This window comes from Shewanella xiamenensis, assembly GCF_014647135.1.
Classification (GTDB): domain Bacteria; phylum Pseudomonadota; class Gammaproteobacteria; order Enterobacterales; family Shewanellaceae; genus Shewanella; species Shewanella xiamenensis.
This window is the reverse complement of sequence record NZ_BMOP01000002.1, coordinates 345,493-370,032: the sequence shown is the minus strand read 5'-3', so window position 1 is coordinate 370,032 and position 24,540 is coordinate 345,493. Positions and strand designations below refer to the sequence as shown.

Annotated in this window: 19 protein-coding genes; 9 read left to right on the top strand and 10 right to left on the bottom strand. The window is 45.6% G+C overall.

The features are described 5' to 3' along the window. Positions 1–34: 34 nt before the first annotated feature. On the bottom strand, positions 35–1,276 hold the full coding sequence (locus tag IEY09_RS03195; RefSeq protein ID WP_037421282.1) for a dicarboxylate/amino acid:cation symporter: 1,242 nt from the start codon (positions 1,274–1,276) through the stop codon (positions 35–37). Between the two features lie 287 nt (positions 1,277–1,563). Here IEY09_RS03195 and IEY09_RS03190 point away from each other — a divergent pair, with 287 nt between their 5' ends. From IEY09_RS03190 to IEY09_RS03170, 5 genes are all read left to right on the top strand, one after another. After that, complete coding sequence (locus IEY09_RS03190) at positions 1,564–1,989, top strand: YqaA family protein (RefSeq protein WP_037421279.1); 426 nt, start codon at positions 1,564–1,566, stop codon at positions 1,987–1,989. Between the two features lie 139 nt (positions 1,990–2,128). Beyond that, entirely contained in the window at positions 2,129–4,978 is a 2,850-nt protein-coding gene (locus tag IEY09_RS03185) for a M16 family metallopeptidase (RefSeq protein WP_188869799.1), read from the top strand. Between the two features lie 234 nt (positions 4,979–5,212). Next, on the top strand, positions 5,213–6,862 hold the full coding sequence (gene gshA, locus IEY09_RS03180; RefSeq protein ID WP_047536893.1) for a glutamate--cysteine ligase: 1,650 nt from the start codon (positions 5,213–5,215) through the stop codon (positions 6,860–6,862). Positions 6,863–6,879: 17 nt separating this feature from the next. Continuing rightward, positions 6,880–7,323, top strand: coding sequence for a hypothetical protein (locus IEY09_RS03175; protein WP_086024063.1), 444 nt, complete (start codon positions 6,880–6,882; stop codon positions 7,321–7,323). A 156-nt stretch (positions 7,324–7,479) separates the two neighbouring features. Next, positions 7,480–8,097 carry a transglycosylase SLT domain-containing protein gene (locus IEY09_RS03170; RefSeq protein WP_037421266.1) on the top strand — a complete coding sequence of 206 codons (618 nt, stop codon included), beginning with the start codon at positions 7,480–7,482 and terminating at the stop codon, positions 8,095–8,097. 51 nt (positions 8,098–8,148) lie between these two features. Here IEY09_RS03170 and IEY09_RS03165 read toward each other — a convergent pair whose 3' ends face one another. The 4 genes from IEY09_RS03165 to dauA all read right to left on the bottom strand — a co-directional run bounded on the left by IEY09_RS03165 (position 8,149) and on the right by dauA (position 13,170). Beyond that, complete coding sequence (locus IEY09_RS03165; protein ID WP_037421263.1) at positions 8,149–9,411, bottom strand: sensor domain-containing diguanylate cyclase; 1,263 nt, start codon at positions 9,409–9,411, stop codon at positions 8,149–8,151. A 154-nt stretch (positions 9,412–9,565) separates the two neighbouring features. Next, positions 9,566–10,663, bottom strand: a complete 1,098-nt coding sequence (purK, locus tag IEY09_RS03160; protein ID WP_188869797.1) for a 5-(carboxyamino)imidazole ribonucleotide synthase — start codon at positions 10,661–10,663, stop codon at positions 9,566–9,568. Next, positions 10,663–11,154 (bottom strand): 5-(carboxyamino)imidazole ribonucleotide mutase, encoded by a 492-nt coding sequence (purE, locus tag IEY09_RS03155; protein ID WP_037421257.1) that lies wholly within the window; start codon positions 11,152–11,154, stop codon positions 10,663–10,665. The genes purK and purE overlap by 1 nt, the downstream gene beginning before the upstream one ends. 255 nt (positions 11,155–11,409) lie before the next feature. After that, positions 11,410–13,170, bottom strand: coding sequence for a C4-dicarboxylic acid transporter DauA (gene dauA, locus IEY09_RS03150; RefSeq protein ID WP_037429656.1), 1,761 nt, complete (start codon positions 13,168–13,170; stop codon positions 11,410–11,412). Positions 13,171–13,395: 225 nt separating this feature from the next. On the opposite strand from dauA, the gene IEY09_RS03145 reads away from it, so the two are divergent. From IEY09_RS03145 to IEY09_RS03130, 4 genes are all read left to right on the top strand, one after another. Continuing rightward, positions 13,396–15,291 (top strand): vWA domain-containing protein, encoded by a 1,896-nt coding sequence (locus IEY09_RS03145; RefSeq protein ID WP_188869795.1) that lies wholly within the window; start codon positions 13,396–13,398, stop codon positions 15,289–15,291. A gap of 44 nt (positions 15,292–15,335) precedes the next feature. Further along, positions 15,336–15,938, top strand: coding sequence for a sigma-70 family RNA polymerase sigma factor (locus IEY09_RS03140; RefSeq protein ID WP_037429652.1), 603 nt, complete (start codon positions 15,336–15,338; stop codon positions 15,936–15,938). Beyond that, positions 15,931–16,659, top strand: coding sequence for a hypothetical protein (locus IEY09_RS03135; RefSeq protein WP_188869793.1), 729 nt, complete (start codon positions 15,931–15,933; stop codon positions 16,657–16,659). Before IEY09_RS03140 ends, IEY09_RS03135 begins: the two co-directional genes overlap by 8 nt. Positions 16,660–16,872: 213 nt before the next feature. After that, positions 16,873–17,409 (top strand): hemerythrin domain-containing protein, encoded by a 537-nt coding sequence (locus tag IEY09_RS03130; RefSeq protein WP_037421247.1) that lies wholly within the window; start codon positions 16,873–16,875, stop codon positions 17,407–17,409. 87 nt (positions 17,410–17,496) lie between these two features. Here the strand turns inward: IEY09_RS03130 and IEY09_RS03125 are convergent, their stop codons facing one another. The 5 genes from IEY09_RS03125 to IEY09_RS03105 all read right to left on the bottom strand — a co-directional run bounded on the left by IEY09_RS03125 (position 17,497) and on the right by IEY09_RS03105 (position 24,492). Continuing rightward, on the bottom strand, positions 17,497–17,682 hold the full coding sequence (locus IEY09_RS03125; protein ID WP_037421244.1) for a DUF3545 family protein: 186 nt from the start codon (positions 17,680–17,682) through the stop codon (positions 17,497–17,499). 216 nt (positions 17,683–17,898) lie between these two features. After that, entirely contained in the window at positions 17,899–19,536 is a 1,638-nt protein-coding gene (gene pgi, locus IEY09_RS03120; protein ID WP_188869791.1) for a glucose-6-phosphate isomerase, read from the bottom strand. A 20-nt stretch (positions 19,537–19,556) separates the two neighbouring features. Further along, positions 19,557–20,513 (bottom strand): transaldolase, encoded by a 957-nt coding sequence (gene tal, locus IEY09_RS03115; protein ID WP_037421238.1) that lies wholly within the window; start codon positions 20,511–20,513, stop codon positions 19,557–19,559. 248 nt (positions 20,514–20,761) lie between these two features. Next, the gene (locus IEY09_RS03110; RefSeq protein ID WP_037429614.1) at positions 20,762–21,886 is read right to left on the bottom strand and encodes an OmpA family protein; all 1,125 of its coding nucleotides are present in this window, start codon (positions 21,884–21,886) and stop codon (positions 20,762–20,764) included. Positions 21,887–22,125: 239 nt separating this feature from the next. Beyond that, positions 22,126–24,492 (bottom strand): phosphoketolase family protein, encoded by a 2,367-nt coding sequence (locus IEY09_RS03105; RefSeq protein ID WP_037421225.1) that lies wholly within the window; start codon positions 24,490–24,492, stop codon positions 22,126–22,128. Between the last annotated feature and the right edge of the window lie 48 nt (positions 24,493–24,540).

Sequence of the window (24,540 nt, the reverse complement as noted above, 5' to 3'; positions counted from 1 at the left end):
TGGTTTTTTGTATACAGTGATTCAATCCAAGGTATTAGGCTAACGATGCTTGAGTATCTTTGGCATTAAACTGTTCAATATCCAACTCATTTTCTGATTTACCAATCACAACGGCAGTCATCATATCGCCAGTTACGTTCGTCGCGGTGCGGATCATATCGATAATACGGTCGATTGCGGCGATAAAGGCAATACCTTCGAGCGGTAACCCAATCACACCTAAGGTCACTGTTAACATCACCATTGCGCTGCCTGGCACGCCAGCAGTACCGACAGAGGCAACCGTGGCGGTGACGGCAATCATCACATAATCTAAGGTATCGAGTGGAATGCCATAAATCTGCGCGATAAAAATCGCCGAAATTGCAGGATAGATACCACCACAGCCATCCATGTTCATGGTGGCACCGAGCGGCATAACAAAGGCGCTGTAGCGCTTAGAAACGCCCATGGTTTCAACCGCTCTAGTGCTGGCTGGCAACGTGCCAAAGCTTGAAGAGGTACTAAAAGCCACTAATTGCGCAGGCATGGCCTTGCGGAAAAATTGCATAGGGCTTAAGCCTGCAAATTTCACAAAGCCACCATACACAAAAATCATATGTATCAGGGCTGCAATATAGATTGCGGCGATAAACTTACCTAGAGGTAATAGGGTCGATAAACCATATTCACCCACCACCCAAGCCATCAAACCAAATACACCAATTGGGGTGAGTTTTAACACCATGCGAGTCAGTTGAAACATCACTTCGGCGCCCGCTTCAATTGTGCGTTTAAGCGGCTCAGCCTTCTCGCCAACCTTGTTGATGGCAATTCCGACTAAAGCGGCAAACACAATAATTTGTAGTACTTTACCTTCGGCCAGTGAGGCAAATGGATTGACAGGGATCATATCGAGTAGCACCTGCGCAAACCCGGGTATATTGCGCTCACGCACTTCAGTGGTGGCCAGTTGCATCGTGCCGCCCATATCAATAAGCGAACCAACGGCTAAGCCGATTAACGAGGCGATTGTACCTGTTAGCATAAACATGCCTAAGGTCTTAAGGCTTAAGCGTTTTAGATTGGTTTGAGAGCCTAGCGAGGTAATACTTACCACGATAGCGCAGAAGACCAGTGGCGCAACTAGCATCTTAATCGCGCTAATAAATAGATCGCCAAGCGGTTTAAGCACAGTTGCGCTTTCGCCTAATAACACGCCAACGAGCGCACCTAAGATAAAGCCTGTGAGGACTTTTTGCCAAAAAGGGATGCGGCTAATAGTTTGAAGGATCATGCGTTTTCCAAAAATATATCATTACAAGCCCATAGACCTGAGATGCTAGTATGTGTATCCACTTGAAGTAAATGAACTTATACCAAGCGGCGCGTCAGGTACAGGACAATTTCTGCCATTAAAGGCATTGTATCGGCAGTGACAGGGTTATAACAAACCGATTTTCTTATAACTTATTGTGATAAATGAGTTTGTTGTGAAATAGTTGGTTTTTACATCGTTTTAACGTCAAGGTTGTAACCCAATATTTAATGTAAAAAATTATTAATTTCATAGAGTAAGTTTTTATGTCGGACTTAATTGTCATGTTTTCGGGAGCTTTTTTGGCGGCCACCTTGTTACCGGGTGGATCTGAAGTTTTGCTCGTCGCCCTGTTAAATAAAGTCCCGCAAGCTTGGTTAGTATTAGTTGCTGTAGCCAGTATTGGTAATACCTTAGGGGCGATGACAAGTTTTTATCTTGGACGTTTAGGGCGGTTTGCTAAGTCCCCAGAGGCATTGAGTGAAGGCAAACATGCCAAAGCCTTAACACTTATCGAGCGTTATGGCGTGTGGTCCTTATTACTGTCGTGGGCACCGATTATCGGGGATATATTATGTTTACTTGCGGGTTGGTTAAAGCTACCCATGTTACCCGCGTTGAGTATGATTTTTATCGGTAAAACAGTTCGTTATCTTATGGTTGCAGCAGTGACATTACACTGGCTTGGTTGATTTATTAACGGAGTTGTTCGGTTAAAGGGCGGGATTTAGTAAAGGAAGTCATTGTATTGCTTGGAACTTTGCTGATATTTAAGCGTCTTAAGTGATTGTGGATAAAAGGTTTTGAGCTGAGCTAATTTTTAGCCCATTGATGTATAAGGGGAATACTTTGAAAAAATGGATACTAGCGGTTGCGATTTCCGCTGCACTTGCAGGCTGTGCCTCTGAAACTTCAACCCAAATACCTACAGGTATAAGATTAATTGAAAATGTGCAACTCACAGATTCACAAGTCGGTATTCCCTATAAAAAATATCAGCTTGCTAATGGCCTTACCGTAATTTTGCATCAGGATCGCTCTGATCCTCTAGTGCATGTTGATGTGACTTATCATGTCGGCTCAGCCCGTGAGCTTGCCGGCCGCTCAGGATTCGCCCACTTATTTGAACATATGATGTTCCAAGGCTCAGAGCACGTTGCCGATGAGCAGCATTTTGAGGTGGTGACCGAGGCGGGTGGAATGCTTAACGGTTCCACTAATACTGATAGAACCAACTATTTTGAGACAGTCCCTAGCAATCAGCTCGAAAAAATGCTGTGGCTTGAGTCTGACCGTATGGGCTTTTTATTGCCAGCGCTGACCAGTGAGAAATTTGAAGTGCAGCGTGAGACGGTAAAAAATGAGCGCGCTCAACGGATTGATAATCAACCCTATGGCCGAATGAGCGAGCGTTTTAATCAAGCTATGTTTCCAGTTGGACATCCATATTCCTGGCCTGTTATTGGCTGGCCAGAGGATCTTAACCGCGCCACAGTGGATGATGTTAAGCACTTTTTCCAGCGCTGGTACGGCCCTAATAATGCCACGCTGACGATTGGTGGCGATTTTGATGAGCAGCAAGCTTTAGCTTGGGTAAATAAATACTTTGGCGAAATCCCCCGAGGCCCAGAGGTTCAGTCTGAACCTAAGACCTTAGTTACGCTTGATAAGACCCGCTATATTTCGATGGAAGATAACGTACATTTACCGCTGATCCGTATAGGGTTTCCGACCGTGTATGCCAGTCATCCCGATGAGGCTGCGCTGGATTTATTAGCCAATATTTTAGGTGGAGGGAAAACCTCATTAATCTATAAAAATCTGGTGAAGGATGGTTATGCAGTGCAGGCCAGCGTGAGCCAACCCTGTCAGGAGTTGGCATGCCAGATGTCGATTTACGCCCTAGCTAATCCACAAAAAGGGACGACGCTTGCTGAGCTTGAGCAACGGATCTTGGCATCTATTAATGAGTTCGAGCAGCGCGGCGTGACCGACGAAGACTTGCAAAAAGTAAAAGTCCAGTTTGAGGCCGATAGCATATTTGGTCTGCAAAGTGTCAAAGGAAAAGTATCGACTTTGGCGCTAAATCAAACCTTGTTTGGTGAGCCGAATAAAATAGCTTCTGACCTTGCTCGTTACGCTAATGTCACTAAAGACGATGTGATGCGCGTATTTAAAAAATACATCAAAGACAAACCTATGGTGGTGATGAGTGTGGTGCCGCAGGGTATGAAGGCCTTAGTTGCCCATCCCGATAACTTCACTGCCCAAACGCTGCCGGTCGCCCAAACGGCGGTTGAAGGTGAATTACCTACCGCTAAATTGGTTTCAAGCTTTGATCGTTCAAAAATGCCCGCAACGGGGGCTGCGCCTGTGCTGAAAGTGCCGCAAATCTGGACCAGTAAGTTAGCCAATGGCATTGAAGTGATGGGCACTCAAAGCGCCGAGACACCAACGGTTGAGTTGGTGATTTATCTTAACGGTGGTCATCGACTCGTCCCCGTCGAAAAGGCGGGACTGGCAAGCTTAACTGCGGAAATGCTCAATGAATCGACCCAAAAGCGTAGCAGTGAACAATTGTCACAGGCGCTTGAGATGTTAGGTAGTACGGTCGATTTTAGTGCATCTGAGTATCAAAGCACGATTAAAGTTTCAGCGCTCACCGAGCATTTGGATGAAACATTAGCCATCTTAGAAGAAAAGCTGTTTGAGCCTGCCTTCAATGAGGCCGATTTTGCTCGGGTTAAACAGCAACAACTCCAGCAAATTCAGCATATGCAGTCTAATCCGAGTTATCAGGCCAGTGCTGCGCTGTATAGCTTGCTCTATGGTAACAATAACGCCCTTGGGGTGAGTGATGCGGGAACGTTAGATTCAGTAGGCGCGCTGACACTTGCGGATGTGAAGGCATTTTACGCCGAGCAGTATCGTGGTGCTAATGCCAAAATTATTACTGTGGCAAATCTGCCTGAAAGCGCATTGCTACCAAAACTTGCAGGATTAAGTCAATGGCAAGGTGAGGCCAGTGTATTGCCGCCGCTCAAATCATTCCCTGCGCTTAAAGGGGGGAGTATTTACGTGATTGATAAACCGGGTGCGGCTCAGTCGGTGATCAATATTGCGAAACGCGCCTTACCCTATGATGCAACAGGCAATTATTTTAAATCGTATTTAATGAACTACCCTCTAGGGGGGGCTTTTAATAGTCGTATTAACCTTAACCTACGTGAGAATAAGGGCTATACCTATGGCGCGCGTACAAGCTTTTCGGGCGCGGGGGAAGCGGGGGAGTTTATCGCCTCTAGCGATGTGCGTACTGATGTAACTGCTAAAGCCTTAAATGAGTTTATTAAAGAAATCAAAGCTTATCAGCAGCAAGGGATGACTGATGCGGAGCTGACCTTTATGCGAAACTCGGTTTCCCAAGGGCAGGCGTTAGATTATGAGACGCCTTATCAGAAGGCGGGTTTTATGCGGATGATTCAGCGTTATCAATTAAGCCAAGATTTTACTACCGAGCAGGACAAAATTATAAATACTGTAACAAAAGATGAACTCAATGCCCTCGCGGCTTCCGAGCTAGATATCTCACAAATGATCATCTTGGTTGTTGGTGACAAGGCTAAAATTGAAGCGGATTTGGCAACTTTAGGCTATCCAATTGAAACTTTAGTATTGTAAATTAGCTTTTTGGCCTTATATACCTAACAAACCCAAAGATACAAGTTTCAACCTCTTTAGGTTGTTTGGGTATAAATTGCAGACAAGTTAATCGTGCAGCACAAAGTGGCTGTTGTCTAAAGCGTTAAAGTGTATGGCGGTGACAGCATTAGCTGTCACCGTCTGCGTTTAATCGCAGAAGAATGTAATTTGGCTTGCCCCATGGACAGGTTTAGATTTATTTTGAGGCGTATTTTGAAAGATAAGCCTCAAAATAAAGGTCTGACTGTTAACCTTGTCGCGATAGCGAACCACCAATCAGAGAAGCGCAAATTGAAGCCATTCAATGAATTAGTACAACATTTCTCGGACGCTCAAGGGCGTGCCGCACTCCTTGGCATGCAACGTGGAATTGAGCGTGAGGCGCTACGTATTGATGAATCTGGCTACCTTGCGCTAGATGGTCACCCCATCGAGTTAGGGTCGGCCTTGACTCACTCGCGTATTACAACTGACTACAGTGAAGCACTGCTTGAATTTATTACTCCGGTGAATAATCAGGTTGAGCCGCTATTGCAAGGCTTGACCCAGACCCATGCCTATAGTGTGCGGCATTTGCATGGTCAGCGTCTTTGGCCCGTGAGCATGCCCTGCTATGTAAAAGATGAGGCGAATATCCCCATTGCTCGGTACGGTACGTCGAACACGGGTAAGATGAAAACCTTGTATCGTAAGGGCTTAACTTATCGTTACGGCGCTTTGATGCAGATTATTTCTGGGGTGCATTTTAACTTCTCGGTATCGCGGGAATTGTGGCAACGCCTCTATGAACTGAGCGATAAAGGCTTGAGCTTTGAGGATTTTATCTCCGAGTCTTACTTTGGACTTATCCGCAATTATCGCCGTTTGGTCTGGGTGTTGCCTTATTTGTTTGGCGCCTCTCCAGCGTTGTGTAGCTCATTTATCAAGGGTCAAAAGACCGATTTACGTTTTGAAAAGTCGGGACGCGGCACACTGTATTTACCCTATGCAACGTCGCTACGGATGAGCGATTTGGGCTATACCAATAAAGAGCAAGAAGATCTCAATATTAGTTATAATTCTCTGCCTGAGTATTTGGCGGGGATTAAAGCGGCAATTAAGATGCCATCGGCAAATTTTGCCAATATTGGCGTCAAGGTGGATGGTGAATATCGTCAACTCAATGCTAATGTGCTGCAAATTGAAAACGAATTTTACTCGCCTATCCGCGCTAAACGGGTGACAAAAAGTGGTGAGAAACCCTCTGAAGCCCTTGCCCGCGCAGGGGTGGAATATATTGAGGTACGTGCATTAGATGTGAACCCTTTTAGCCCGATTGGGATTGAGGCTAGCCAAGTGCGTTTCCTCGACTTGTTCTTACTCTATTGTTTATTAACAGATTCTCCTAAATCAGATGCGGCAGAGGAAGCTCGTTTAAGTGCTAACTTAAAGTCAGTTGTGCTTGAAGGCCGTAAACCAGGGCTTGAACTGATGACCGATTCGGGTACGCGGCCATTGCAGACGTGGCTCTTGGATCTCTTTGAGCATTTGGACTCATTGGCTAAGTTACTCGATGGTGATAAACACGATTACCAAGTGGCCTTAGCCCATTGGCGTGAAGCTGTAAATGACCCACAAAAAACCTTGTCGGGCCAAGTGCTTCAGCAATTGGTAACCAAGGGGCAAGATCATGGGCAGTGGGTGATGTCATTGGCACAGCAATATCATCAATATTTTATGGATTACCCCTTATCAGCTGAGGTTGTCAGCGATTATCAAGCTGAGGCACAAGCATCGCTTAACAAGCAAGCGGACATCGAAGCGGCGCAAAGTGCGGTATCCTTTGATGATTATCTGACTGACTATTTCGGCGCGCCAGCCTAATGAGTCAAGGTGTGAAGATGCGGACATTTATTCTCGCTGCCAGTTTGCTTGGGTCTACTGCGTTACTCTCAGGTTGCGCTTCATCCCCTGAAGATGATTTAAGTTGTGGTACGGTATCGGGCTATTTACAACCCGATGCTAGTACCCATTGGTATCGAGTGGTGGTGACTCATCTAGATGGTAAGCCTGTGGTCTCAAAGCCTAATTATCAATTAGCACCTGGGGAATATGAGTTTACCGTTGCCGAGTTAATTGATGCTCCATCCCTTGGGGTGTCCCTTAGCGCGCGAACGCCAAAAACCTTTACGTTAGTGGTCGAAGGGCACCAGCGTTACCACATAGGGGCATTATTCCACACGGATAAACGCTACATGGGTAAAGATACCAACTATTGGGAGCCTGGTGTGTGGCAACAAGAAAATCATGAATGCCAGTTTGATTTAAGTCCTGAAACAAAATAGTTCGTTTTAACAATGGATTGTCATTTCTGTTAATGAGTATGACCTGGAAATAGGCGCGAAGGTGATCTTAGCGCCAAAAACAGGATTGGTGCTTTGCCTCATTCTATCACTGTGCGATGATGGGCAAGTTTTACTTCTTTGGAGAACAAGCGCTTAATGAAATGGCTTTCGACAACTCTGTTATGTGCATCCATAGGTTTTCTGTCTGGTTGCGCCACTTCTCCGCCAAAATCTCCTGACAACCTTTGCGATATTTTTCAAGAACATCGTTCATGGTACGAGGCCGCTAAGGATACCCGCGATAAATGGGGCGTACCCGTGCATGTGCCTCTGGCAATGATGTATCAAGAAAGCTCGTTTAAACATAATGCGGCGCCGCCTATGCAGTACTTTTTAGGCTTTATTCCCATTGGCCGAGCCAGTGATGCCTATGGTTATGCGCAGGCCAAATCCATGACGTGGGATGACTATGTTCGCGAGACTGGTAATAGTTGGTCTTCGCGCAGTAATTTTGATGATGCCATGGATTTTATGGGCTGGTTTATTTACAAGACCAATAAAATCAATGGAATTTCTAAATGGGATGCGAAGGCGCAGTACCTCAATTACCACGAAGGTTGGGGAGGTTATCGTCGAGGCTCTTATAAGTCTAAGGCTTGGTTAGTCAAGGTTGCAGCTAAGGTGGATGATAGAGCCAAACGTTATGCGGCTCAGTATAAAACCTGCAAGGAGGATTTAGATTCTTCTTGGTTATGGCGACTATTTTTTGATTAACCTTGCGCCCATGTACGAGGAGCTTATTGACTATAAGCTGTTGCCGAATGTTTATTGCGGCAGCTGATTATTAGCCGCTATGGCTTCGAGTGCATTAACGGCCTGTTTTTTACCGCGCTTTTGCTCATACATTGCATTATCAGCCTGTTTAAAAGACTTAGCCCAATCATTATCGTAAGGGGCGATGCCTACACTAAAATTGAGATTTAGCGGCGACTCATGATGTAACTTAAGGCGCATGGCATCCAGATCGTTTTCGAGTAATTCAAGCGGGCCATGGCATAGGGCGACAAACTCATCGCCACCAAACCGAGAGATAATGCCTTTGTGTTTCCAGAAACCTAGGATTGTTTTAGCGACTTCTTTTATTGCCACATCGCCGACCTGATGTCCCTGTTGATCATTGATAATTTTGAGATTATCCATATCAATGATCACTAAAAAGCTGCCTAATTGAGCCTTAGGTTGCCAATGTTGCAGGGCATCTTCGAAGTTTTTACGGTTATAGAGTCCGGTTAAGTTGTCGAAGTTGGCGAGTTTAGTGATTTGTAATGACTTTTGATACAGGGCAATGGCGTTGCTGGCCTCGTGGGTAAGAATAGAGACCAAATTACGGTCGTAGTCGTTAAAGGCGCCAACACTACTGCTATCGAGATTCAGCATACCGTAAAGTTTGCCATCAATCCGTATTGGGCTGGAGAGAGTGGAGCGTATCGGTTGCTTGGCTGCTGTAAGCAGCACCTGTTGCTGTTCATCTGTTAGCGTGCTTGCGGCATTGATATTTTTCATATCATCCACAACGACTACACGGTCACATTTACCCTTGGTGAGTCGATACTCGAAGGATTGTTCAAGGGAAAAATTCAATTGTTTTAGCTTATTAAGATCGAGTCCAACTACTGACTCGAAATGCAGTCTATGGTTATCTTCATTGACTTTGATAATGCTGCCCATTTCTGCACCGTTAATAATACAGACGGCTTTATTCAACAGGGCATCGAGAAATGCATGTTCATTTTTATACTGACTCGACAGGTGGGCAAGTTCGTAAATGGCATCGTTAATGTTCACAACTTGCTCTAGATGTTGCCATAGGCGAGTTAAACGCCCTTGGTGGAGATAGTAGATTAAGCTGTAGGCAATGACATAGATAAGGCACACAAACAGCAGAGGGAGAATAGTCCAGCCTTCTGTCGGAGCATTAAAAACGAACAATAAAACGAAAAGCACTATCGGTACAATCAACAATAAGAGGTGATAGCGATAGTCTAAGCGGTCAATAGTTTTACGTTTAAAATTATCCCTTAATTTCACTCGGCAGTTCCTTTATTCGTGCTCCGGTTAGTCTGATTGAATCGCCACATCACTAACTCATTCACGCTGAGTAAGAATAAGTATATAACGAAGTTGATAAATTCACTGATAAAGGAATAAATATATTCCCTTATCAGTGAGTTGCGCTGCTCGGTTAGGCTTTCGCAAACTCGGCTAAAATCCACGCAAGGGGCGCTTGGTATTGGTTTGGCATCCAAGTTTGCAACGCGCCAATACTATCTGTTAACACGCCCGTATTAGGCACCGAAAGATTTAAGTGCCCGACTTTACGGCCTGGGCGAACCTCTTTGTTGTACCAATAGAGCTCAGCATTAGGCAAGCTTAACCAGCGAGGATCGTTATCAATACCGATCAGATTGACCATCACGCATTGAAAGTTCACCTGTGGCTGCGGAATAGCAATCCCACACAAAGCTCTTAAATGCAGTTGGAATTGATCCATATGGGTACCCGCTTGGGTCCAATGGCCTGAGTTGTGTACCCGCGGCGCTAACTCGTTAACCAGCAGCTTATCACCAACTCGGAAACATTCCATCGCCATTACGCCGACATATTCCAGCTCATGCATAATAGCGCTCAGCATGCCTTCCGCTTGCGCTTGCAGGTGATTCAGACGAGTCAGTGGCGAAATTGAGGCCATCAAAATGCCATCTTGGTGCAGGTTGAGTGTTAATGGATAAAACACGCATTGACCTTCACGGGTACGCACGCCGACTAAGGAGACTTCTTCATCGAAGTTGATTGCTTGTTCGGCAATGGCTAAGTTGCGCCAATCTTGGGGGATGTCACCCGCTTCAGCTTGTTTGAGCCAATGTTGGCCCTTACCGTCGTAACCGCCCGTGCGACGTTTCATCAACACGCGTGGGCCAAAGGCTTGATACAAGTTTTCGACGTTGGTCTTATCATCGACAAGTGTCCAAGGTGCCGTTGGGACTTGGAGCTGATCGAGTAAGCTTTTTTGGCAGTAACGGTCGGCCAAACGGCTAAATACTGGGCCGTTAACAAAATGCGGATGGCTACTGAGTTGTAAGCTTAAGGCGGATTCTGGCCACTGCTCGCGTTCGGCGGTGATAATATCCTGAGGCGCTAGCGGCAGGATTTCATCGGTTGGCGTCATGATATCGACGGCGCGAACATCAATAGCCAGTGGCTCGCCTGCGTGGGTCAGCATAGCGCCGAGTTGACCATTCCCTAATACCCAAACCTTTGATTTTGCATTTGCTTGGGTCATTAGGCTTCCCTCGGATCGGGATTGTCCAGTACTGCGCGGGTTTGTTCTTCCCTAAAGGCTTCTAAACGTGCGGCAAGATCTGCATCGTTATTGGCGAGAATTTGGCAGGCCAGTAGACCAGCGTTAAAGGCTCCAGCGGTACCGATGGCGAGTGTGCCTACGGCGATACCCTTTGGCATCTGCACGATAGACAGTAAGCTATCCATGCCCGATAGCGCTTTGCTTTGTACTGGTACACCTAATACAGGTAAGCGAGTTTTTGAGGCAATCATACCGGGTAAATGAGCTGCACCGCCCGCGCCACCGATAATAATTTTAAAACCACGGTCAGCGGCTCCGGCTGCAAACTCCATCAGCTTATCTGGCGTTCTATGGGCTGATACAACTTCAACATGGTAAGGCACTTGCAGTTTATCCATGATCTCAGCGGCGGCTTCCATTGTGGGCCAATCACTCTTAGAACCCATAACAACAGCAACAAGGGCTTGCATGATAACTCCTTAACTCACTAATTTTAATTATATTTCGACCTTGTTTCAGGTCTGGGTACAGTCGATGTTCGCGGCTCCTGTAAGAGCTGGGAGCATCATGGCGCAGAATAATACCATGTAAAGCCCGATTTCTGGCGTTTTTTGCGCGTAAAAATAGTGCCTTTAGGATGGATAAAGTGTTCGTTGAATTGGCCTAAATAAACCCTATACCCCAACGTAGATACTGTGCGTTGGGGATAAAATATCAATTTGCAATTAGTGGGTTGCTGCTGGATTAGATTCGACGATATGCTCAAATGATGGCGCTTCGGCTAAGGCTTCCCGCAGGGTAGGATAAAACTTCAGTATCCCTTCAATCGGTTGCACTTTAGCCCTTGCAAGGGTGCGAATGGGCTGAAACTGCAAATCGGCAATAATCAACTTAGTATGGTTATGCTTACATTTTTCAATCAGTTTATTGAGTGCTGCAAGACCGCCTGCATCCAGAATCGATACCCCATCTAAGTAAAGTACAATCACTTGTTTATCTTGAGTGAGGCTGGCTATTTCGGCAAAAATACGATCGGCAGCGGCAAAAAATAGCGGGCCATTAATTTTGAGCACGGCCCAGTCGGCGGGCAGAGGCTGATCGATATAACGCTTGTTGCTACTGATATCATACAGCTTGGTCATCTCCGCGATTTCTTTCATAAATAGTAGCGCGGCTAAAATAATCCCCACGCTGATGGCGATCACCATATCGAATATCACCGTGAGTGAAAAACAGCTTAAAAACACCAATATATCGCTGGTGGGCGCAGTTTTCAGTAAGTGCACTGCTTTTGGGGCTTCACTCATATTCCAAGCTACAACCAGTAATAATGCGGCCATGGCCGACATAGGTAAGTAGGCAAGTACTCCTGCGAGCGCGACTAAACCAACCAAGACCACTATGGCATGGATCATCGATGCGATCGGACTCTGAGCACCCGCTTTAACGTTTGCCGCACTGCGGGCAATCGCCGCGGTTGCTGGGATCCCGCCAAAGAAGGGGGCGATAATATTGCCTATCCCTTGGCCGAGAAGCTCGCTGTTCGCGCTATGGCGCTTGCCTGTCATACCATCAAGCACAACGGCACATAGCAGCGATTCTATGGCACCTAACATGGCAATCGCGAAGGCGGCAGGGAGTAAGGCTTGAAAAGTGGCCAGATTAAATTCAAAGGTTTGACCATTGGCGCCAGTTTGTAACCAAGGCCATTCAAAGTGGGGGAGAACCGCAGGGATACCTGTGCCGACACTGCCGTCGCTTAATTGGTAATGGAAACGTGTTCCTATGGTCTCAATATCAGCGCCCATAGCATTTAACACTAAAGCGAGAATACTACCCAAAACGATGGCCGGAAGGTGGGCAGGTACTGGGATTTTTAATCTAGGCCAGAGTAGCATAGTGGCTAAGGTAGCAGCAGCCACTAATAAGCTTGGTAGGTGAAGTGCAGGCAATGCCTGACCTAGTGCCATGAGTTTGGCAAAATATTGCTCTGGCATGTGCTCTATATGCAGACCGAAGAAGTCTTTTAGCTGCAAGGTTGCTATCACCACCCCAATCCCTGCGGTAAAGCCTAAGGTGACCGATTCAGGAATGTATAGGATTAATCGACCCAGTCTTAACATCGCCATGGCAACCAGCATCATGCCAGACATGACGGTGGCGATCAGCAGTCCCGCCAACCCAAATTGTTGGGCGATGGGATAGAGTAAGACGACGAAGGCGGCCGTTGGCCCCGAGACGCTATAACGGGAGCCACCTGTCATGGCGATAATAAAACCACCGACAATGGCGGTGTATAAGCCATATTGTGGGGCGACACCGCTGGCTATCGCCAGTGCCATTGCCAGTGGTATCGCAATGATCCCGACGGTCAGACCCGCCATGAGATCTTGTCCAAAACGTTTAAACGAATATTTATCTTTTACGCACGCTTCGCTAAGGGCGTGGGCAATTCTTAATGAAAACAAATGAGCAGAGTGTGACACTAGTGGGTCCATAAACGCGGCTTATTACAAGGCTCTATTCTAGAGTCCAGAAGAATGTTCTTGTGTGATCATGGTTGCAAAAGACGCTTAAATGTCTTTGTTTTTAATAAATAGTATGCTTGGCAAAGTGAGTGTGGCGATTTCTCTTATCAAATAACCCTTTTGTGCTTAGGCTGCGTTTATAGGGATATCAACCATTGAGGTCACTATCACTAGGTCACTATCATGAGATATCCATATCCAGTCTTTCGCCATAAAACGCATTTAAGCTTTGTTGTTTCGGGATTAACAGTCGCTGTACTACTCGGCTTGACTGCTTGCAGTGATAAATCCGCGAAGCAGCAAAACCCTACTGAATTAGCAGTTCAAGCAAAAATTGCCGCGGAGCAACAAGCAGCGCTAAAGCAAAGTGCAGAACTTAAGCAAAGCGCAGAGCTTAAGGAAAGTGCCAAGCGTCAGGCCAATCGGCAATTGGATGCTGCAATCGCCATACAGGAGCAAGTCTCGTTAGCTAGGCTGCAAACAATGAATGCTGAGGGGCGATCGTATATTGCTCAACCTGCGGCCAGTATCAGTGCGGTGCCCGCGTTAAACGGCGATTGGCCAGGGGCTGTACGACCTGAGCGCAATCGATTCGAGAAGCAAGTGCAAAACGGCATCATGGTCGCAGGGGAGATCCCTGTATCGACTTTTGCTATCGATGTCGATACCGGCAGTTACACGACGTTAAGGCGAATGCTAAAGGAAGGGCGATTGCCACAGAAGGACACGCTGCGGGTTGAAGAAATGCTGAATTATTTTTCCTATGACTATCCACTGCCGAGGAAAAATGAGGCGCCCTTCAGTGTTACGACTGAGCTTGCTCCATCACCCTATAACGATGACATGATGTTACTTCGCATTGGTTTGAAGGGGTATGAGCAGAGTAAAGCTGAACTGGGCGCCAGTAACTTAGTGTTTTTGCTAGATGTGTCAGGGTCGATGGCATCGCCTGATAAGTTACCTCTGTTGCAAACTGCCTTGAAAATGCTGACCCAGCAACTGGATGCTCAGGATAAGGTATCGATTGTCGTCTACGCCGGCGCCGCTGGAGTGGTGTTAGATGGCGCGGCGGGTAACGACAGTCAAACTCTTCATTATGCGTTAGAGCAGCTTAGTGCGGGTGGTTCAACCAATGGGGCGCAGGGGATTCTGCTTGCTTATCAGTTAGCGCAGAAACACTTTGTTAAAGGCGGCATTAATCGAGTGATACTTGCGACCGACGGTGACTTTAATGTCGGCACGACCAATCTCGATGAGCTAATCGATTTGGTTAGCGCACAGAAACAACAAGGGATTGGGTTAACGACGCTCGGCTTTGGCATGGGTGATTACAATGACCATTTGATGGAGCAATTAGCCGATAAAGGCAATGGACAATATGCCTATATCGATTCCCTCAATGAGGCGAGAAAAGTGCTGGTGGAACAATTAAGTGCAACCTTGCTCACCATAGCCAAAGAGGTGAAAGTGCAGGTCGAGTTTAATCCTGCTCTTGTGGCCGAATACCGTCTTATCGGTTATGAGAACCGCGCCTTAGCGCGTGAAGATTTTAATAACGACAAGGTGGATGCGGGCGAAATAGGCGCTGGGCATACCGTCACGGCACTTTACGAGCTGCGTTATGTTGATGCGGGTAATTTGTCTAATGATCAACTTCGCTATGGGTATAATCCCAAAACGGGCAATGAAAAATATAGCCGCGATGAAATCGCCTATCTGAAATTACGTTATCAGCTACCGGATGCCACTCAAAGCCAGTTACTGAGTTATCCAATCCGTGCCGATCAAAAAGTGAAATCCTTAGCACAGGCGAGTGATGATTTTCGCTTTGCCGCTGCGGTGGCAGGATTAGGACAGTTACTGAATCAAAGTCACTATTTGCATCAATTTGATTATAATAAGCTTAGTGCGCTCACTCGTTCTGCGCTGGGGGAAGATACCAGCGGCTACCGACATGAATTTATGCAGCTTGTGGATACCGCTGCAATGCTTGCACAAACACAGCGAGTAGCAATCAAAAAATCCTTTGATGCCGGAGATAAACCTTTCCCGCCCGAGGACAAACCGCATCAACAATGAGCCAAATTATTATGTTTCAGTTAGTTAACCATTAGGGAGCTGCCATGGCCCTGGCGATACCGCAAATGCATGCCCATGAGCATACCGATGAACAGTTAATGCAACGCTATGCCAAAGGCGATGGCAAAGCGTTTGAGCAGCTTTATCTCAAACACAAAGGCGCCTTGTACCGTTACTTTGTGCGCCAACTCGGTGACAAACAGTTAGCCGAAGATTTATATCAAGAAACCTGGGGGAGGGTGATCCGTGCCGCCGCCAATTATGAGCCGAGTGCTAAGTTTACTACTTGGCTCTATCGGATTGCCCATAATCTGTTGATTGACCACGTTAGAGCTGTCAAACCCGTCGACTTAGTTAGCCATGATAATGAGGAAGGGCTAGATACCTTTGTGGGGGCGGAGCAGGAACAACCCGATGTACATTGGCAGGAAACGCAAAAGAGCCTGTTACTGAAAACCTGTATTGCCCTGTTACCCCAAGTGCAGAAAGAGGCCTTTATTCTCAATATCGAAATGGGCTTTACCGCAGCGGTGATCAGCGATATCGCAGGGGTGACACTCGAAGCGACCAAGAGCCGCATTCGCTACGCGTATCAAAGCTTAAAAGATTGTGTCAATGCTAAATGGCAGGAGGTTGGCCATGAGTAATTCCACTCTGTCATCGGAAGAAGAGGCACTACGTCAGGAAGTCTCGGCTTGGTATCACAAGCAAGCACTGGAAATGCCACCCGAGCGGCTCGACCAAGATATTTTGCGCCTATCACAAGCTCATTTGGCTGAAATGAATGTGAGCCAGCTAAAGCCTGCTGCTACGCCTGTGTGGCGCCGTTTCCCATGGGCGTTATCGAGCGCCGCTTCCTTAGCGCTCGTTGTCGGTTTAGTGATCCTCAACCGAGGCAATTTTGAGGAAGAGTTAGTCGCGCCAGCAGCGTTGACTATGAGTGCGCCCATGCCCGCTCAAGCACCGTTAGATCACGCTGATCAGCAAGTCGAAATGGCGCGTCAAGCGAGAATGGAAGATGCCGCAACACAAAGTAGGCAAAGGGAAGCAATGAGGGCCGAAGCTAAGATGTCAGCCCCGGAAAATCAGCAAGCAGAGTCTCAAGCATTATCGCAAAGGGCGCGTGCATTGCCTCAAAGTGATGAAGCCACAGCTGCGCTGCGTGATAAAGATGTGTTGATGGCGTCATTAACACGTTTGCAGGCGTTAATAGACTCGAAGCAAATACAGGAAGCCTTAGCTCTTGAGCAAAGCTTAGTGAAGCAGTATCCCGAGTTGTCTAAAACCAATGCTGAATCTACCGATGACACAAAGGCAATTGAGAAATTTAAAGCTCTACAGCATCAGCTTCATTCTGTGAGCAAATAAAGCGTAAATCAGTGGGCTGGTCTCATTAAGGCCACTCACTGATATTAATATCTTATTCTTAACGTTGTCGTATTAATCTAGGACACTTTTTACAGATCGTAATGTTAATTACTTGATCATGGTCATAAAGTGCACAGGAACTCGCCTGTTATATTGGATATTGATAAACGACTTGACTAGTATCAATAGTCAGTCCTAAGTTCAGGAGGCGATATGCTCAAAAGACTCATGCATGATCATAAACATATAGCAGTGCTATTGAATGTCTTGAAAAATAAACAGATGAAATTAGTTGAAGGCGAGGCGATTAATTTTATTGTTGTGAGAGACATCGTTGAGTATATGCAAGGATATGCTGAGCGTAGCCATCACCCCGTTGAAGATATTATTTATGCTTATTATTTGGCACATAAGGCGAATGATGAGATCGACAAGCTAAGTGCCGAGCACCAAGTTGTGACTGCGGCTTCATCGGCATTAATGAATACTTTAAACCTGATATTAAGTGACATTGTTGTCGCAAGGGATAAACTGATTGCCGATTTTGCCGAATATGTTGACTTACAAGAAAAACATATGCAAATGGAAGAGCGGGAGATTTTCCCCTTACTTGCGAAGTCTTTAACCGAGCAAGATTGGAAGGAGATTGAACAACAATGCCAAGCATCGTTAATTGATGATCCGCTATTCCTTGACCGAGAGCAGCAAGCCTTTGATGACTTACGTTCCTATTTAAAAGCGTCCGATTAGGGGTTGTAAGTCATCTGAAGGGTAAAAACAGAAAAAGCGCCATAAGCGCTTTTTCTCTATATCCTGTCAATAAAAAAAAACAGCAGGTTACAACTGGATGGTGTCTATATCGTAATCAAAGTTGTTATCAATCTCTTGCAGTTCCTTGAGTAAACGATGTTTGTCCTTTAACGCCTCGATTTCGCGCCACTTACGCTTTTTATTAGCACCACGCGAACGGTCGGGTCTTTCTACAACTTCATCTAGCGCACAACCATAATCTAAACGATCCATGGTAACCTCCTGTTGTTGTATGTTTTGTCAGCGATTAAATAACATATTTTCAAAACAGGGTGCAAGAATTATGTTTCATTTGTGTTAACTTGAAATGAAATTTGGATGATATGTCATTGATCTTAACTATCACTTTAGTGGTGGTTGCTTCTTGAAATGTTTATTTTATTAATGAGATACAATAAAAAAGCCAGCAATTGCTGGCTTTTTGTTCGATCAGATTTTGCCCCGTCGATAAAGATTGATTAGGCCATTGCTTGAGGCATCTAACGCAGTCGCTTCTTGATCTGCACCTATACGGGCGAGGACGTCGTTACCTAAGGTTTTGCCAAGCTCAACACCCCATTGGTCGAAGGAGTTGATGTCCCAAATGGCGCCTTGGACAAAGGTTCTGTGCTCATAGAGCGCAATCAGTGCGCCTAAGGTTTCTGGAGTCAGCTTATCCATTAACAGAGTGTTGCTTGGCTTATTGCCCGGCATGACTTTGTGTTTGGCGATAAGTAACTTTTCTTCATCACTCAAGTTGCTCTTGCTCAATTCAGCCAGCGCTTCATCTAAGGTACGGCCTTGCATGAGTGCTTGAGTTTGTCCAAAGCAGTTAGAGGCTAACTGATCATGGTGTTCACCGATAGGGTTATGGCTTTGCAGCGGCATAATGAAATCAGCAGGAATTAATGCAGTACCTTGATGCAGCAACTGATGGTAAGCGTGTTGACCGTTTGTGCCTTCGCCGCCCCAAATCACAGGACCTGTGCTGTAATCCACATGCGTACCATTGAGCGTGACTGATTTACCGTTACTTTCCATATCCAGTTGTTGGAAGTAGGCAGGAAGTCCGCGAAGGTAATGATCGTAGGTCAATACCACATGGCTTTGAGCATTAAAAAAATTGCCATACCACAGTGAGAATAGTCCCATGATGACGGGCATATTTTCCGCTAAAGGCGCAGTGGCAAAATGGGTATCCATTTGGTGCGCGCCCTTTAATAGGGAGCGGAAGTTATCCATGCCGATGAGTAAAGCGATGGGTAAACCAATGGCAGACCACAGAGAATAGCGACCTCCAACCCAGTCCCACATAGGGAAGATATTAGCGGCATCAATACCAAACTCAGTTGCTTTTGCCACGTTAGAGGTCACGGCAACAAAGTGTTTCGCGACATCTGACTGTGAACCACCTTTAGCTAAGAACCACGCTTTGGCCGTTAAGGTGTTGGTCAGCGTCTCTTGTGTACCAAAAGACTTAGACGACATGATAAAAAGCGTGGTTTCAGGATCGAGCAGCTTGAGTTTTTCACTGATCGAGGTGCCATCTACGTTGGCAACAAAATGGCAATTGAGACCTGTTATCCAGTATGGACGTAAGGCTTGGGAAACAATTTTAGGGCCAAGGAATGAACCACCGATACCGATACTGACAATATCGGTAATGGCTTTGCCTGTGTAGCCTTTCCACTGTCCTGAGGTGACTGAAGTGACAAACTGCTGCATCTTGTTCAGCGTTTGCTGTACTTCAGGAACGATATCTTGACCTTCGGCAATGATGGATTGGTCCGCGGTACTGCGTAGTGCGGTATGCAAAACGGCACGTTTTTCGGTGGTGTTAATGATATCACCGGCAAACATCGCCTTGATTTTAGCGTCAAGCTTGGCTTCTTGCGCCAGTGTCTGCAGCAAGTTGAGAGTCTCAGGTGTTGCTCTATTTTTTGAATAATCTAAAAATAAGCCACAGGTAGAAAGCGACATGTTGCTAAAGCGTGCAGGATCGCCTGCAAAGAGTTCTCGCATATGCGGGATCTGCTGGCTATGGGCTGCTAACGCCTTCCAGGTTGTGCTTTGGGTCAAGATAGTCATCGAATCGTCTCCGAAGATACTTAGTTTGCCAGTTTAGCCTTGAGCATGACTTCGAGTTTGCCTTGGTCGATGGCGAAGTTACGGATGCCTTCTGCTAGCTTGTCAACGGCCATAGGATCTTGGTTAAAGTCCCAGCGGAATTGCGCTTCGGTTAAAGGCTCACCCGCAGCAACTGTAGTGCTGGCAGGAATGAGTTTAGGTTGAATAGCGACTTGAGAGTTTGCTAGCTCTTCGAGTAATGAAGGACCAATAGTCAGGCGGTCACAACCCGCTAATTCGATGATTTCACCGATATTACGGAAACTTGCCCCCATGACTACCGTGTTATAGCCATGCTGCTTGTAGTAGTTGTAAATTTCGGTTACAGAAACGACACCAGGATCATTTACTGCGTCATAGTCTTTACCTGTGTCTTTTTTGTACCAATCGAGGATGCGGCCAACGAATGGAGAAATTAAGTACACGCCAGCTTCAGCACAGGCACGTGCTTGAGCGAAGCTAAATAATAGGGTTAAGTTACAGTTGATGCCTTCTTGCTCTAACTCTTTGGCGGCACAAATGCCTTCCCAAGTTGAGGCTAATTTGATCAAAATGCGAGATTTATCTATTCCTGCTTCTTGATATAGACGAACAAGCTTATGCGCTTTTGCAATGGATTTTTCTTTATCGAAGGATAAGCGGGCATCCACTTCGGTTGAAATTCGGCCAGGAACCAGTTTCAGAATTTCCACGCCAATGTTCACTGCAAGTTTATCGCTGGCATCATCAATCTGTTGCTCAATATCAGCACTTTGTAATTTAGCCCATGCAATAGCATTGTCGATTAGAGCGCTATACTCAGGGATTTGAGCGGCTTTTAGAATGAGTGATGGGTTAGTGGTTGCGTCTTCTGGTTGATAGCGCTTAATTGCTTCAATATCGCCAGTATCGGCCACAATAGTAGTGTATGACTTGAGTTGCTCTAATGTATTTGCCATGAAAAACATCCTTCTCAGATAGCGGTCAAAACTCAGAAATGAACTGATGACTATTAGAAGCGATTTTGCCAACTTTTCCAACCATCAATGTAAAAAAATTACAAAAATGGTAAAACTATATCGTTTCTTGCTGAACATAGTGGTGAATGCCACTTAATCAGTCTTAGCGCCATCAGGTTAGGTAGTGTAGATGCCTTAAAAACAAAAAGTCGCTGCAAGCAGCGACTTTTTTATTCTTAACAGTGCAATTACTTCAGAACAGGTTGTTTTTCAGTAGTTGTCACGATGGCTTCGATGCGGCGGTTAGCTGCATGAGCTTCTTTCGAGTCACCAGCCACTAATGGCTTAGTGATACCGTAACCGTTAGAAGTTACGCGGCTTTGGCTGATGCCATATTTTTCAACAAGGATCTTAGCAACAGCGTCAGCACGCTTGTCAGACAGAACCATGTTGTATTCTGGTTTACCTACGTTAGAAGCGTGACCCGCGATTTCAACAGTGAATTCTGGGTTCTTGTTCAGGTAGTTAGCCAGTCTTTCGATGTCTTTGTAGTACTCTTTCTTCACTACTGCAGAATCGTTAGCAAACTGGATAGAACCTACATCTTCTTGCTTTTTAACGTTTTCATAGATAGTACAGCCAACAGAGTCAACTTTGTGAGTTGCAGGCGTTGCTGGGCACTGATCTTTATCGTCGTATACACCATCGTTGTCTGAGTCAACTGGTGCTGCTGCAACAACGGCGGCAGCTACAGGCGCCGCGGCTGCTGGAGTACCAAAACGGTAGCTTAATTCTAAGCCCCAATAGTTGCTGTCAGCATTTACTGGAACGATAGCGTTAGCGCCAGCGTTATCATCTAAGTTTTCATAGCGACGGTATTTAGCTTGTAACTTCAGGTTATCAGTGAAGTTATAGCCAACACCAGCACCGAAATATGGTGCGAAGTCGTTTTCGCTGTAAGAAGTTGATACGTTACCAACGCGTTGGTTGTTTTCTAAGGTGTAGTACATTGCGCCAGCTTCAGCAGACAGGCTCCAACGGTTACCTAGTGGCCATACGCCAACTAGGCCAAGAGTTGCACCTTTTACATCTGCATCATTGCTAATGCCTGCATAGGTCCAATCTGCACTACCTAGATCACGATAGCCGATTTCTGCACCAAAGTAGTCATTAAACATATAGCCTGCGAAAATATCCCATGCGTATGGGTTATCATCGCCGTTATCAGTTGCAATGTGTTCATAGTTATTAACGCCTAAACCTGCACCAACATACCAAGGAGTTAACTCTTGAGATGCACTGGCAGCAAGTGGAAGCATTGATGTAAGTAAAACTACTTTTAATGTATTCTTCATCATTTTTTCTAAGTCCATTGTTTATGATTCTCCACCAATATGCTTTGCGGGTTTTAAGCAAAACATTGCTAGCACTTAGTGTGGGGATCCTTTGGTATTGTAGCCAGCGGTTAATTATCACTGCATTTGTTAAAATTTTCCAGTGCTTAGTCTGAAGTTTTTTTATGGGGCTCCATCCTGTAATCAACTTGAGATGTTAAAAAGGCATCCTTTTGGATGCCTTTAAATTGTATTTATTTTGTTAATTTAATTAACTGCTAGCGAGTCCAAACCCAATTTTCGATCTCAGTTGGGTCAACACCATGTGCTTTAATATAGTTACGGTGATCAACAAGTCTTTGCAACATATCTGTTGTGATTGAAACGTGTTTAGTCTCATCAATGACGCCTTGTTGGAATAGTTTATAAGCCATATCAATAACAAGGTGGTAGCGAGAGGTTCCATTACGCACACCCATATCAAATGGTGTAGTTGTTGAGCCTTCTTCTTCATAACCTTTAATTCTAAAACGGCGGCTTCCTTTGTAATCAAAAATTAACTTTTTGATTGTATTTGGATAACCGTGATAGTTAAATACTACTCCTTTATCTTGAGTAAATATTTCATCCATCATCCATGGTTTTTCTTTAAATTTACGGCTACCTAAACCATCACTGCTTAATTCGGTGACGCTCACAAAACGGATTCTGACTCGAGGCAGCATTTCCCGAATGATCACTAAAGAGGCCATACATTCTTGAGTGACATAATCACCACAGCCAGCAAGGACGATATCTGGATTTTCATCTGAAGCAAAATCCCACACCATGACACCATCTTTGGCTTGTTTACGTGCTTCATCTAAGCTTAGCCATTGTGGCAGCTCTTTTTTACCTGCGACTAGGATGTTCAGTTTGTCACGATCCGCAAAAGCGCGTTCGGTATACACTAAGGTGCTGTTTGCATCAGCTGGTAAATAAGCAGAGATAATCTTTGGATGTTTTTCTAACATCGCACCTAGGAACGATGGGTTTTGATGCGAGTAACCGTTGTGATCCTGACGTTCTAATAATGAAGAAAGTACTACGTTGCACGCTGGTAAAGGTTTACGGAAATGCACCCCTTGACTGGCATAAACATACTTACAATATTGGTCGGCCATGGATGAAACTACTTGCGAGAATGACTCGTAGGTTGGGAACATGCCGTGGCGACCTGTCACTGTGTAGCCATGTAACATACCAAATAGTAAGTTCTCAGAAAGGAGCTCTAGCACACGGCCATCGCGAGACATATCTTCATCCCAGCTTTCAATTGGCCATTGCCATGCACGGTCGGTTTCTTCAAATACCGCTTGCAGTTGGTTTGAATAGGTTTCATCAGGGCTGAAAATGCGTAAATTGCGTTGATCACGGTTCAGTTTGAATGCGTCACGCATCCATTCACCCATTTTCAGCATGGAGTAACCGCGGTGTCCGCGTGGTACTTCTGGACCGTAACTGAGTTTTTCTAGATCTGGATTGGATAAAGCTCTAACAACTTCACCACCATAAGTGAGATGTTGGCGACCACAAGCTAAGTGTTTTGGTGGGATCAATGAGCTAATATCCGCATCAAAAATCAGTTCACCTTGAGCATTGATTTGATAGAGCTCTTGGAACTGGTAGCTAGCTAACCAGTTATCCAATGCGGCTAGATGGCCTTTATCGGTCGCGCATTTATTGACAATCACTTGGTGTGATTCGCAGTTGCCTTCTAACTTCTTACCATTATATTCGCTTACGCCTGTCCAACCTTTGGCTGTGCGCATTAAAATCACTGGCCAGCGAGGTTTTACAATATCTTCGCCTTTACGTGCTCGGGCTTGGATATCATTAATCATGCTATAAGCGGTATCCATGGCGGTTGCCATTTGAACGTAGATATCTTCTTCCGCTTCGCTGTCCACAATAATGGGGTGGTAGCCAAGACCGCGGAATTCAAGATCTAATTCTTCATGGCTCATGCGTCCCATACGGGTTGGGCCAGAAATTTTATAGCCGTTAATATGGACGATAGGTAGTACAGCACCGTTGGTGGCAGGTGATACCAATCGGTTTGCATACCAAGATGCGGCTAATGGGCCTGTTTCTGATTCTCCATCACCTATTAATACTGTCGCGATAAGATCGGGGTTATCAAGCACTGCGCCCCAGCCAACGGATAATGAATAACCTAATTCACCACCTTCCAGAATTTGTCCTGGTGCTTCAGGATTAGCATGTGAAGGATAACCGTATGCTGCTGAGAACTTTTTACAAATATCCTCAATGCCCGTTTCATTATAAGGAATGGTTTCTGGATAGTAGTGGCTTAGAGAGCCTTCAATGAATAAGTTAGCTTGTACGGCAGGGAAGCCGTGTCCTGGACCAACTAAGTAAATAAAGGGACGATTGTGTTTTACAATGAGTCGGTTAACGTTCGCGTAGACAAAGTTGATACCTGGACAGGTTCCCCAGTGACCGAGCAAGCGAGGCTTAATGTCCGAGTGCGCTAGTGGGCGCTTATGAAGTACGTTTTGCTTTAAGTAAATCTGGGAGGTGGCTAGGAAGTTAGTGGCTCTTACGTATTTTTTAAGAGCATTTATCTCATGTGTTGTCGTCATATTAAGCCTCACTAGAGCAGACGGAAGTGAATAATGTTTTCTTGGAGT